Source organism: Seongchinamella sediminis (assembly GCF_003457605.1).
Taxonomy (GTDB): Bacteria; Pseudomonadota; Gammaproteobacteria; order Pseudomonadales; family Halieaceae; genus Halioglobus; species Halioglobus sediminis.
Genome location: NZ_QRAN01000037.1, coordinates 1 through 12,974, shown reverse-complemented (window position 1 = coordinate 12,974; position 12,974 = coordinate 1). Strand labels below are relative to the sequence as shown.

The following is a 12,974-nucleotide window of genomic DNA, read 5'->3' as shown; positions in this document are numbered from 1 at the left end:
GCGCCGCAGATACGGTGGAGAAGCTCGAGGCCCTGCTCCCGTGGAACGTTGACCTGCCGCGATTTGAAAAAAATGTGCCGGCTTATCCCAGGGGCAAGTAGGCAGATTTAACGCCGCTTACTTTTCTACGCAAGCGTCATTAACCACGGCGTGCTCTCTGTTTTCATTTACTTTGGATGTTTATCGGTTTGCATCGTCAGACGGCCGGTAACGCCCAGCATGCGTGGTACTGCTATAGGCTGATACGCCGCAACCGCAGGGCATTGCTAATCACCGATACCGAGCTTAAGCTCATCGCCGCAGCGGCTATAATCGGCGACAGAAGCAAGCCAGTGAATGGGTAAAGCACACCCGCCGCGATAGGCACACCGGCGGCATTGTAAGCAAACGCGAAAAAGAGATTCTGACGAATATTGCGCATGGTGGCCCGTGACAGCCGCCGAGCCTCGAGAATGCCGGTCAGGTCACCGCGCAGCAGGGTCACACCGGCACTTTCAATCGCTACATCGGTGCCAGTGCCCATGGCGATTCCCACGTCCGCAAGAGCCAGCGCGGGCGCGTCATTAACCCCGTCACCGGCCATGACAACAACCCGGCCCTCGTCACGCAGTCGCTGCACTACCTTGCCCTTGTCCTCCGGAAGAACTTCTGCCTCTACCTCATCAATATTCAAAAGACGGGCCACGGCCTCGGCGGAAGTGCGGTTATCCCCCGTCAGCATGACGACCCGAATACCCTCTTCCCGCAGTTCCCTTATAGCGGCAGCGGATTTCTCCTTGATCGGGTCGGCAATGGCAATAAGCCCGGCAATACGACCTTCCACCGCTGCAAAAATCACGGTGGCGCCATCCTGTCGCAGCGCCTCAGCGTCGTCAGTGTGAGAGGACAGATCCACCTGCTCTTCATCCATAAGCAGGCGATTACCCAGCGCTACCCGGCGCCCCTCTACCTGGCCGACCACACCCTTGCCGTTGGGCGATTCAAAATCGGCCGCCTCCGGGAGATCCAGTTCCAAGTCCAGCGCCTTGTCCATTATGGCGCTGGCAAGGGGGTGCTCACTGCTCCGCTCTAGTGCGGCCGCCAGCCGCAATAACTGATTTTCGTCGAAGCCGTCCGCCGGCTGAATAGCCGTGACCTGCGGCTTGCCCTCGGTGAGGGTACCGGTCTTGTCTATGACGACTGTATCGATCTTCTCCAGTCGCTCCAGCGCCTCGGCATCGCGGATCAGCACACCGGCCTGCGCCCCGCGACCGATACCGACCATAATCGACATCGGCGTCGCCAGGCCCAGGGCACACGGGCAGGCGATGATCAATACGCTCACCGCTGCTATCAGGCCGTAGGCCATCTGTGGGGCCGGGCCCCACGTGGACCAGGCGGTAAAGGCTATCACGGCCACCAGTAATACCGCGGGCACGAAGTAGCCCGCAACCCTGTCGGCGAGCCCCTGGATTGGGGCGCGACTGCGCTGCGCACTGGCAACCATCTGCACGATTCGCGAGAGCATGGTGTCGCGACCAACCTTGTCTGCCCGCATCACGAAGGAGCCCTGGCCATTGATGCTGCCACCAACCACCGTATCACCCACCTGCTTGCTTACCGCCAGCGGTTCGCCGCTAACCATCGACTCGTCGACATTTGAGCGACCCTCCAGTACCTCGCCATCCAGTGGCACCTTATCGCCCGGGCGCACGCGCAAGCGATCGCCGACACTGACCTGGTCCAGGGCGACATCCGCTTCGCTACCGTGTCCGTCAAGCCGTCGTGCCGTCGCTGGGGCCAGGTCCAGCAGCGCACGAATCGCACCGGAGGTTTTCTCCCGGGCACGTAATTCCAGCACCTGGCCTAACAGGACCAGTACGACAATCACCGCCGCAGCTTCAAAGTAGACGGCGACAGAGCCATCAGGTTGACGAAAGGCAGCGGGGAAAGACCCAGGCGAAAGCGTCGCGATAATACTGTAGCTCCACGCGACCCCGGTGCCGATGGCGATCAGCGTGAACATGTTGAGACTGCGCTGCACCAGGGAACGCCAGCCCCTTACAAAGAACGGCCAACCCGCCCAGCACACCACCGGACTGGCCAGCAACAATTGAACCCAATTGGATACCTGCGGCGCAACCAGGTGATCAAGCGACAGCAGATGACCACCCATTTCCAGTATAAACACCGGGAGTGCCAGTGCGAGGCCCACCCAAAATCGACGGGTCATGTCTGCGAGCTCTGCGGACGGCCCGGTATCTATTGATACCTCTTCGGGCTCAAGGGCCATCCCGCAAATCGGGCAGTCACCTGGTCCCTCCTGATGGATCTCAGGGTGCATAGGGCAGGTGTAGAAGGTTCCGGCAGGCGCGGCCTTCGCGGGCACTTTCCCGCCCAGGTATGTTTGCGGCTCGGCCTCGAACTTCTCCTGACATCGCGATGAGCAGAAGTACCAGGTTTCACAATGATACCCAAACTGGTGTTTGGCATTGTGCGGATCGACCAACATCCCGCAGACGGGGTCTTTTACGTCGCTTTGTGAGGTTGGTTCAGGCATGTAAGCTTACTCCAGTTTGCTTCAAGCGGTTCAATGCGTCCTGCATATAGATGGGGAACGTTCAGAATGCGCCCCTTGCCACGCTCGACCACCAGTCCGAAGAGTAGGCTGCCACCGGTATCGCGCAACAACAATTCCAGACCCTGGTCTAGCGTTGGCGTGATGCCGCCCGCCCATCTTGAAGCGTAGAGTATCGGACTAGTAATTGGTTTTCTCTGTACGGTATCGCACAGATGCTAACTGAGGAAACTGCATATGATTAGGGCCTGTGAGACATCGCTTTTACGCGATGACAAAACGCTGGCCCGATATGGCCCCAATCTTTACCAAGGTAAAAATGAATGGCAACAGGTAACGGTAACGGTAACGGTAACGGTTCCGAGAACAAACGGGAAACCGCAAAACAACCACCTGATCTAGATGAAATCGTAGATAAATCGCTACAAACACTAAAACCATATTTTTCGGGCGGTAGTCCGAAGTCGATTATTCTTATTGCATTGCTGGCAATGATTGCGATTGGTGTTTGGACTGCATACTACACCGTACCCAGTGATTCCGTTGCCGTGGTGCAACGTTTCGGCAAATATTTGAAAGAAGTTCCTGCTGGCCTGCATTTCAAATTTCCCCTTGGAATAGACTCCGCCATCGTTGTGCCTGTGAAACGTCAACTTAAGCAAGAGTTTGGTTTTGCAACACCTGGCGCCAAGGACCCCCATCAAACGCCCATTAATCGTGATGAAAAACGAGAAACTCAAATGGTAACCGGGGACATGAATGCGGCGTTAGTCGAGTGGGTGGTGCAATATCGAATTTCAGACCCCTTGAAATACTTATTTGAAGTTCGAGAGCCTAAGGAAACACTGCGATACGTATCCGAATCGGTAATGCGAGAAGTAGTAGGAGACAGAACGGTCGACGAGGTGATCACTATCGGTCGCCAGGATATCGAGATAGATGCACTGTCCAAAATGAAAGCTCTCGCAACAAAATACACCATGGGAATCAGCATTGACCAAGTACAGCTCAAAAATATTAACCCGCCAAAACCTGTGCAAGAATCCTTTAACGAGGTGAATCAGGCCCAGCAGGAAAAAGAAAAGTTAATCAACGAGGCTCGGCGTGATTACAACAAAGTGATTCCGCTTGCAGAGGGAGAAAAGGATCAGCGAATCCGTGAAGCTGACGGCTATAGACTAAAACGCATTAACGAGGCAGAGGGCGACGTTACGCGCTTTAACGCGCTATTTACTGAATACCTCAGGGCCCCAGAAGTGACGCTGCGGCGAATATATATCGAAACCATGGAGGTAGTTATGCCGCAGATAAAATCAAAAATCATACTGGATCAAGATGCAAATGGAATTTTGCCCTTACTAAATTTGGATGATCAAAAAGGTAAACTATAGTGACTAATTCCAAAGTGATCGCTGTAGGCGTGCTGTCTATTTTGGCTATTTTCGTTCTTTCGAGTTCACTCTATACCGTGGATGAGGTGGAACAGGTCATTATTACTCAGTTTGGTAAACCTGTGGGAAAGCCTATCTTAAGTTCTGGCCTAAAACTGAAAGTGCCGTTTGTTCAAGACGTAAATCCCATCGAAAAACGCATTCTAGAGTGGGACGGCGAGCCCTCAGATATGCCCACAAAGGATAAGCTCTACATTTCAGTAGATCTATTCGCTCGCTGGCGCATTACCGACCCGCTGCAGTACTTCCTGCGGCTACGCGATGAACGCAGCGCGCAATCTCGCCTTGATGACATCCTGGGCAGTGAGACACGCAATGCCGTCGCCAAACACGAACTCATAGAAATCATCCGAACCACCAAGGATCGAAAGCCTCAACGAGATGAACTGCTCACCGATGCCGAACGCAAACAAAAAATGGGCTCATTGGTTCCTATCCAGAAAGGTCGGCTGTTAGTGGAGCAAGAAATATTTCGCGCTGCCGCGGAAAAAGTCCGCATTTTCGGCATAGAGTTATTGGATATTCGTTTTAAGCGCATCAATTACAACGAAAGTGTCCGACCAAAAATATACGGTAGAATGATCAGCGAGCGGCGCCAAATTGCTGAGCGATTCCTTTCTGAGGGCCATGGTGAAGCAGCGCGAATTCGCGGCGACAGGGTGCGAGACCTCAATAAAATTCAGTCTGAAGCCTATCGACAAGTGGAGGTGATTCGTGGTGAAGCGGATGCCAAAGCCACAGAAATTTACGCCAAAGCCTACAACCAAAGTGAAGAGGCGGTGAGCTTCTACGAGTTTACGCGGTCTATGGCGGCGCTGAAGTCAATAGTTGACAGTGAGACGACGCTAATACTGTCTACTGATAGTGACCTTTTCAAATATTTGAAGGGCACATCAGTTACACAAAAATCAGTACAAGAAAATTAGCCAGCGGCGTGGCCCACCCTGCTTGAAGATTTTCCGGGGTAGAACAGGTCAGGAGATATTTAATAGACGCGTTAGCGCTTTGGCAAAGTTAGCCTGCGGGCGCGAAGGAAGGAATACATGTCACTGTTGCTTTTTCTGATCATTCTCACCGGGGTATTCTACTACCGGATATCCCTCATCCTGGGCTCCCTGATCCTGCTGGCGAGCGCACTATTGCTAACGCAATACAGCGTGGGAATGTGGATTGTGCTACTACCCTTGGCTGCCGTGATTCTTGTGCTCAATGTACCGGGATGGCGCCGGAGTTGGCTCGCCAGGCCAGTCTATGAGCGCCTGCGTAAGGCGATGCCCCCAATGAGCAAGACCGAACGGGAGGCGCTGGAGGCGGGCACGACCTGGTGGGAGAAGGATCTGTTCAGTGGCAATCCCGACTGGGGTAAATTCGCCAATATCAAGCCGCCACAATTGACCGAGGCAGAGCAGACTTACATGGATGTGGAGGTGGAGAACCTCTGTAAACTGATTGATGACTGGGACGTACAACAACGCCAGGACCTCTCCCCGGAGACCTGGGACTACCTGCGCCAGCATGGCTTTTTCGGGCTTATTATCCCTGAGGAGTTCGGAGGCCGCGACTTCAGTCCCTATGCCCAGAGCCGGGTGATGAGCAAGATCGCCAGCCGCTCTATCAGCGTCGCCGTTACGGCTATGGTACCCAACTCCCTCGGCCCTGGGGAGCTGCTGGTAAAATACGGCACGGATGAGCAAAAAAAACGCTGGCTTCCCGGGCTGGCAGACGGCACAGAATTACCCTGTTTTGGCCTCACCGGCCCCGAAGCCGGCTCCGACGCCGGAGCCATTCCGGACCTCGCAATAGTGTGCCGGGGGGAGTTCGAGGGCGAGGAGGTGCTGGGCCTCAGACTCACCTTCAGCAAGCGCTGGATCACCCTGGCGCCAGTTGCCACGGTGGTAGGGCTCGCTTTCCAGTTGCGCGACCCCGAGGGCCTGCTTGGCGACCCCGACATTGTGGATTACGGCATTACTTGCGCACTGTTGCCTGCGGATCACCCAGGCGTTGAAATCGGCGAACGCCATAACCCTGGCGTACCCTTCATGAACGGCCCCATCATGGGCAAGGATGTGTTCTTCCCCGCGGACTGGATCATCGGCGGCCCGGAAATGGCCGGCAAGGGCTGGCGCATGCTCATCGAGTGCCTGGGAGCCGGGCGCGGTGTGTCTCTACCAGCGCTGGCCACGGCCAGCGGCGAGATGTGTTATCTCACCGTGGGCGCTTTTGCGCGCATCCGTCGCCAGTTCAATACCGAGATCGGCAACTTTGAAGGTGTGCAGGAGGTCACCGCGGAAATTGCAGCAGGCGCCTATACGCTCGAAGCGATGCGGCAGATGGTCACCCGGGGCCTGCAGGATGGTGCGCCGGGTGTCCTCACTGCCATGGCCAAGTACCATGCCACTGAGCGTATGCGCGAGTTGGTGAACCACGCCATGGATGTGGTGAGTGGGCGCGCGATCCAGCTGGGGCCACGCAATTTCATGGCGTCCAACTACCATGCCCTGCCGGTGGCTATTACCGTAGAGGGCGCCAATATTCTCACCCGTTCGCTGATGATTTTCGGCCAGGGCGCGCTGCGTTGCCACCCCTACCTGTTTGACGAGATGCAAACGCTGGAAGCCGAGGATAAGGAGCAAGGGCTTGCCGCTTTCGAGCCGCTATTGATGGGGCACTTGGGCCATGTGGCAGGCAACTTCGCGCGCCTGCTGGTGTATGGGATCACCACCTCGCGGTTCAGCCCGGTGCCTGCCGATGCCAGTACCTTCAGCGAGCGCTGGTATCGCCGTTTAAACCAGCTCAGCTGTGCCCTCGCCTCGTGCTCAGATGTCGCCCTGGCCGTGTTGGGGGGCGACCTGAAACGGCGCGAACTACTGTCTGCCAGGCTGGGCGATGTACACAGCGAATTGTTTATTGCATGCAGTATTCTCAAGTACCACGACACCTCTGAGCGCAGCCCCGAGGCCACCGCCCACGCCGAGTTTGCATTGGGCCAGTCTCTCCACAAGGCGCAACAGGCGCTGTCGGCTTTCTGTCGCAACTTTCCCACGCCTTGGCTTGGGGGGCTGTTGCGCGTTATCTGCCTGCCACCCTGGAACGCGATTGCGACACCCGATGACCAACAGATCCGGACCCTGGGAGAGCTCATCATGGAACCCAACCCCGTGCGCCAGGCCTTGGCGAAGATGGTCTTTGTCAGTGACGATCCGGAGGACCCGGTAGGCCGAGTGGAAACTACTTACCAGATGCTGCTCACTCTCGACAAGCCCTGGCAGGCGGTGATGCGGGCGAGGAACAAAGGGGAGCTGGATGCCGACTCTATGGAGTCAGCCCTCAAAGAAGCAGCACAGAAAGAAATTATCTCACAGGAGGATGTAGCACCCCTGCTGGAGTACGATGCCAGACGCTTTGATTGCTTGCTTACGGACCATGCCCTTCAAGGGGTGTGAAGGCTAAACGAGCTATTGATGGTGAAGCTAATTCGCGGATAATCCAACCTCATTGTCTAAAGCACCCGCAGCGGACGCCATCATTGCAAATAACTTCGACAAAGAAAAAATGGCTGATAAATCAAATAATGCGTTACAACGTGGACTTGAAAATATACACGATCCTTTTTCAAGCTTTATTCGCGCGCAGACAACAACCAGCTGGTTTCTGCTACTGGCTACCATCGTGGCTCTGTGGTGGGCTAACTCAGATTATTCTTCTACGTACCAGAATCTGACACATACATCGGTTGGGTTCTTTCTAGGTGATTTTAAACTGCATGGTTCTCTCAAACACATCATCAATGATGGTTTAATGGTCATATTCTTCTTCCTTCTTGGGCTTGAGATCAAACGAGAAGTACTTGCCGGAGCCCTCGCCCAGCCAGAAAATCGACACATGCTTATTCTCTGTGCCATCGGTGGAATGGTCTGTCCGGCTGCAATCTACTTATTGTTCAACTGGTCACTTGACTCACAGATCGGGTGGGGCATACCAATGGCAACCGATACCGCGTTTGCCTTGGGCGCACTAACAATTGTAAGAAAGCATATTCCGGGTAGCCTGTTAGCGTTTCTCGTAGGGCTCGCTATTGTGGACGACGTAGGGGCTATATTGGTCATCGCAATATTTTATACTCAGGAATTATCTCTAATTCATCTGTTCGGTGCGTTTGCACTTCTTGCCTTTTTGGCATTGGGCAATTACGCAGGCGTACGACAATCGTATTTTTACATTATCTTTGGTGTAGGAACCTGGTGGATGATGCTCAAATCCGGCGTTCATCCTACGTTTTCCGGTGTTGCGATTGCTTTGACCATATCAGCGCGCCCAAAAGCTACCTCGGAAAGGCTACTCGATGGGGCGAAAACAACAATCGACTCAATGCAGAAACAGTCTAAACCTGTCGATGTTCTCGGCAGTCGTAGGGATCATGACAAGGTGCTAGGGGTTCGAGATTCTGCGGAAAGTGCCAGTACTCCTCTGCGTCGTTGGGAAGATGCGCTGGAGTTACCCGTAGCATTATTCATCTTACCCCTGTTTGTGCTAACCAATGCAGGCGTACCCTTCAGCTTGAGCTCATTTATGGAAAGCCTTCAACATCCGACCGGATTGGGAATAATTGCCGGACTAGTCCTTGGAAAACTTATCGGCATTTCCGGTGCGTGCTGGCTGGGGCTACGCTACAAAATTGGCTGTTTACCTGATGGTGTTAATTTTCAGCATGTTATCGGAGTCTCTCTCATAGCCGGGATAGGTTTTACTATGTCCACCTTTATCGCCACGTTGGGCTTTGACTCCCAGCCAGTACACCTTCAAAGTGCCAAATCATCGATTATGGTCGCGTCGCTGGTTTCCGCACTCCTCGGGGTGTTGTATCTTCGATTTGTTGCCGCAAAAACAAACACCAGGGGATAAGTCGTGCTGAGAAAGGCGCTGCAACATGGCAGCAGGTATGGCCGCGAGTCGCGGTAAACATGTTGGCCAGCGGCAAGCCCGAATCAAAGAGCATGGATCTCCGGGAGCAGGCGATCAAACTCCGTCTTGACCACCTGATAGCATTCACAGACCCGCGCTTCCAGACCAGGTCGATCCACTACGGTGATCTTGCCGCGACTATAGTGAATGATTCCGGCGCGCTGCAAATCGCCGGCTGCCTCGGTTACGCCCTCGCGGCGCACACCCAGCATATTGGCGATCAATTCCTGCGTCATGGTTAGTTCGTTCGACGCCAAACGGTCAAGACTCAGCAGCAGCCAGCGGCACAGTTGTTGGTCTAATCTATGGTGCCGATTGCACACTGCAGTTTGCGACATTTGAGTAATCAGCGCCTGTGTATAGCGTAACAAAAGCACTTGTAATGGCCCGGCGCGGTAGAAAGAATCTTTAAGCAGCTCCGACTTCAGCCGGTATGCGTAGCCGGCACTTTGCACGACGGCGCGGCTGGTCGTGGTTTCTCCTCCCATGAACAGGGATACTCCTACGATGCCCTCATTACCGACGATAGCAATTTCAGCGGACGCGCCATCTTCCATTACATACAGCAGCGAAATGATAGACGTCGTCGGGAAATAGACATGCTTCATAAACATGCCTGGCTCGCAAACGGAATAACCCAGCGGCATCGGTACCAACTCCAAAAGAGGGAAGAGTCGCGCGCGCTCTTCAGCAGGCAGTGCGTCGAGTAGATGGTTCTGACGGGGGGTTTTCAAATCGGTCAAGAGTGACAGTCCAGCGAGTATTTTTCGATTAACGAGACAAGAAAGCCACCACATCAACCGTCGCCATTATTTGCCGCTATCCGTCTTCTGTGGCCATTGTACCACAGCACACATACGCGACACGTCGCACGTAGGAAAATTTTTGGAAATCACCGATGGCAATAGAAGTGTATCAGTCCGCTATACGAAGCCTCGCTGAGGCGGAGGATACTTAGGTGCGTTGACGAACATACGAAACCAAACCGTGCGGGTATCGTTACACGGTAAAGGAAATATCTTTCAATCCCCGTTGCGTGCACCACCGCAGCGTCTGCTGAGTTCGAGGGCTATCTCCCGACTGACTCAGCACAAGACCAAAGGTGAATAGCATGACGAGCAACGTACACAAGGCGAACCGTGTGTTGGCGAGTATCCCTGCAAAAGACTACACGCGACTGCAAGCTGCCCTAGAACCTATTGAGCTGACATTCGGCCGGGTTCTCTATCTACCTGGAAAAGCGATCAAGTACGTCTACTTTCCCACCAACTGCCTGATTTCTCTGCTAACAACAGTAGACAAACAGCGATCGTTGGAAGTAGGCATGGTGGGTAATGAAGGGATGGCGGGGATACCTTTCATTCTGGGTATACGTGTCTCCAACGTCCGCGCCATCGTCCGGGCCGAGGGGAACGCATTGCGGATGGCCTCGGCGCTCTTTCGCATCGAGTTCGACCGAAATGCAGCGTTACAGGATGCACTGTTCCGGTACACCTATGCTTTGATGGCGCAAATCTCGCAGACCGCCGCATGCAACCGGTTTCACCACGCAGAGGCGCGCCTGGCGCGTTGGCTTTTAATGACTCGAGACCGAGTTGGATCGGACGTGCTTCTCGTGACGCACCAATTTCTGGCACATATGCTCGGCCTGCGGCGCGAAGGTGTGACCGAGGCGGCCGCGGCGCTAAAGCAACGCAAGCTGATAAACTATAGCCGTGGAAATCTAAAGATCCTTAACGTACGAGGACTCCAAAAAGCGTCATGTATATGCTATCAGCCCGTGAAAACAGTTTCTAATCGTGCGCAGGACTAGCGTTTGGCTCGGGCATAGCCTTTAACTGAAAAAGCCCCACTGGCAAAATCCATTTTCTGACGTTGTCACGTCTCAGCCCTTTTTCATGCTTTCGGTTGGAGATTTTGGTCCCTACTCGGTCCATGTCCGCCTTGCTGAATTTCGTCTTTACAAATATTTAGCTTTTTCTTCTTCTCTTGGAGCTTTACGTTCTTTCACGGAGCGGCTGGAAACTGGCCGCCGAAAAACCCTGCCAGGAGACAATAAAACAACATTTCCGAGGACGTTTGCCTCTTTTTTTGAACAGAAAAAAAAGACCACACGAATTCAACTAAACGGTGACACTTGGCCGCTATGTTGCGAGGAGCGTACGCAGTTGATACAACAGCTTGGTATCATCAAACGACAACCAGGCTTCCCCAAGAATTGTTGAGGCGATCACAATGATTCTGGAATCTGCAGGAGTGCGGGTGCACGGTGCTTTGTGCGGCGATGACGCGCTCGCCCATCTCGCCGCTGGCGTGAGACCCGATGTTGTCATTTCGGACTTTCGACTTCCCGGGTACGACGGGATCGAACTGGTTCGGCGAGTGCGCCAGGCAATGGTTGAGGACTTGCCGGCTATTCTCATAACCGGAGATACTTCTGGAGAACAAATAAGAGCGGCCAATCTCTGCGACTATGCGGTACTTCATAAACCCGCTGATACCGAGAAGCTCATCGCCATGATCGAGTGCGCCCGCGCATAGATGATGGCGAGCCTGATTTTGCGCGGGCTAAGCGCTGTCCCACATCACGTGACACTTTTCCCTGACCGCAGCACGGAGTAATTCGATCAAAGGCAGTGCTCGGTGCGAAAGACTGATGGCCGGTTCTTCGTCATCCCAGCCCTCAGACAGTTCCGGCTCCGTTGGCGACGTTTCGGTTGCAATCGCAGCCTCAAGTCGCTCCAAGGCCAGCTGGACATCTTCTGCCAAGATGGCACCTGGCACCGTATCACTGTGGCCCATCATTGTGAGCAGCCGAAGTGCGACTTGGCCGAACATCGTTATGTCTGCATAGGCAGGGCAAGAAAAGGTTACTAACATGATTGCATCCCCATATTGCAGCCCGTGTGGTGGCTCATTTGGCCATGCCACGGACTACCAGTTGAAGCCATAAACTAGCTTATACAGTTATCCACCTATAGTCATAACTGATTTCTGTGTATCGGCAAGTTAATTTTTTGCGGGGCAGAAACCTGCAACTTTTAACTCAAACGACTGGCCTTCGCTGCAGCGCCATCACGCTTTGCTTGAAGATACACATCAACGATCACTCCATCTTGCTCACCGCTCGCCGAAGATATTGCTGTTTGCCATTGATCATGAAGAAGACTTCATCAATGAAGAAGGTGTCACCCTAGCCTGAATGCTTTTGCTTCAGTTGCGTGCATAAATGACCTCGAACTTGATGCACCCCGGCCAAATCGCTTCTCTACTGACAGTGATGCCTCTTTCGGCCAAGAGATCATCAGCATCCGGATGGCTCGAGTTGTTTATTTGGCAGTACCTTTGGAACGCTTCGCGGTCCACTTATAGGCGTGAATTCCTAGCAATTATCGCAATGTTCGTTGCCGCACAGACTGTTCGGGGCCCAAGGGGCATTGTCTAACTCTCGCAAGAAGAACCAGCCAACAACATGGAGAGACATCGAATGAACAACAACTTAATCGCTATTGCAGTCATCACCGCAAGCATGAGTGGCATAGCTGCCGCCGAGGAACCGGGAACTGTGGGTCCCCAAAATGGTGACCGTGAATTCTCCCTGTCTGGCACAGGCACCAGTGACAAAGACTTCGATAACTCAAGCGTAGGTATATCAGCTGATTTGGGTTGGTACACCTCCGACAATTCTGTCTGGGGCCTGCGTCAAAGTTTGAACTTCGCTGACATCGAAGGTAGCGACCTATCCGACGATTTCTGGAACGGCAGTACCCGAGGTTATTACAACTACAACTTCCTAGACGGCAACTGGCGTCCTTTCACAGGTGCGAGCCTGGGTGGAATTTACGGAGATGGCGTTAAAGACAGTGCCTTTGCAGGTGTTGAACTAGCAGGCTGCTGAAAAAGGCATGATTTTGATGCACTTAACTTTCTCGTCGTTCCAAGGCCCAAGTTTGGTCAACGGCGAGTCGGATTTGTGGCAGCTTCGCCAAATTGGGGATTCGGGA

General features: G+C 53.8%; 10 protein-coding genes and 1 pseudogene. 7 read left to right on the top strand and 4 right to left on the bottom strand.

From position 1 onward, the window contains the following. Positions 1-232: 232 nt before the first annotated feature. Positions 233-2,539: a heavy metal translocating P-type ATPase gene (locus DWB85_RS18675; RefSeq protein ID WP_117957547.1), complete on the bottom strand. Its 2,307-nt coding sequence runs from the start codon at positions 2,537-2,539 to the stop codon at positions 233-235. A gap of 341 nt (positions 2,540-2,880) precedes the next feature. Here DWB85_RS18675 and hflK point away from each other — a divergent pair, with 341 nt between their 5' ends. The 4 genes from hflK (at position 2,881) to nhaA (ending at position 8,910) form a co-directional block, all read left to right on the top strand. Beyond that, positions 2,881-3,948, top strand: a complete 1,068-nt coding sequence (gene hflK, locus DWB85_RS18670; RefSeq protein WP_117957544.1) for an FtsH protease activity modulator HflK — start codon at positions 2,881-2,883, stop codon at positions 3,946-3,948. Further along, the gene (gene hflC / locus DWB85_RS18665) at positions 3,948-4,934 is read left to right on the top strand and encodes a protease modulator HflC (RefSeq protein WP_117957542.1); all 987 of its coding nucleotides are present in this window, start codon (positions 3,948-3,950) and stop codon (positions 4,932-4,934) included. The genes hflK and hflC overlap by 1 nt, the downstream gene beginning before the upstream one ends. A 117-nt stretch (positions 4,935-5,051) precedes the next feature. Beyond that, positions 5,052-7,451 (top strand): acyl-CoA dehydrogenase, encoded by a 2,400-nt coding sequence (locus DWB85_RS18660; RefSeq protein WP_117957540.1) that lies wholly within the window; start codon positions 5,052-5,054, stop codon positions 7,449-7,451. A 52-nt stretch (positions 7,452-7,503) separates the two neighbouring features. Then, positions 7,504-8,910: a Na+/H+ antiporter NhaA gene (gene nhaA, locus DWB85_RS18655; protein WP_239017391.1), complete on the top strand. Its 1,407-nt coding sequence runs from the start codon at positions 7,504-7,506 to the stop codon at positions 8,908-8,910. A gap of 83 nt (positions 8,911-8,993) precedes the next feature. Here the strand turns inward: nhaA and DWB85_RS18650 are convergent, their stop codons facing one another. Then, positions 8,994-9,713: a Crp/Fnr family transcriptional regulator gene (locus DWB85_RS18650; RefSeq protein WP_117957538.1), complete on the bottom strand. Its 720-nt coding sequence runs from the start codon at positions 9,711-9,713 to the stop codon at positions 8,994-8,996. A gap of 368 nt (positions 9,714-10,081) precedes the next feature. On the opposite strand from DWB85_RS18650, the gene DWB85_RS18645 reads away from it, so the two are divergent. Next, a complete protein-coding gene (locus tag DWB85_RS18645; protein WP_117957536.1) occupies positions 10,082-10,783 on the top strand; it encodes a Crp/Fnr family transcriptional regulator in 702 nt (233 codons plus the stop codon). Positions 10,784-11,151: 368 nt separating this feature from the next. Next, positions 11,152-11,511 carry a response regulator gene (locus tag DWB85_RS18640; RefSeq protein ID WP_275400948.1) on the top strand — a complete coding sequence of 120 codons (360 nt, stop codon included), beginning with the start codon at positions 11,152-11,154 and terminating at the stop codon, positions 11,509-11,511. A gap of 27 nt (positions 11,512-11,538) precedes the next feature. Here the strand turns inward: DWB85_RS18640 and DWB85_RS18635 are convergent, their stop codons facing one another. After that, positions 11,539-11,850, bottom strand: coding sequence for a DUF1840 domain-containing protein (locus DWB85_RS18635; RefSeq protein WP_117957532.1), 312 nt, complete (start codon positions 11,848-11,850; stop codon positions 11,539-11,541). 179 nt (positions 11,851-12,029) lie between these two features. Continuing rightward, positions 12,030-12,297, bottom strand: a pseudogene (locus DWB85_RS20015) (DDE-type integrase/transposase/recombinase); the annotation flags it as partial. A gap of 160 nt (positions 12,298-12,457) precedes the next feature. Here DWB85_RS20015 and DWB85_RS18625 point away from each other — a divergent pair. Then, complete coding sequence (locus DWB85_RS18625) at positions 12,458-12,868, top strand: hypothetical protein (protein WP_117957530.1); 411 nt, start codon at positions 12,458-12,460, stop codon at positions 12,866-12,868. The last annotated feature ends 106 nt before the right edge of the window (positions 12,869-12,974 follow it).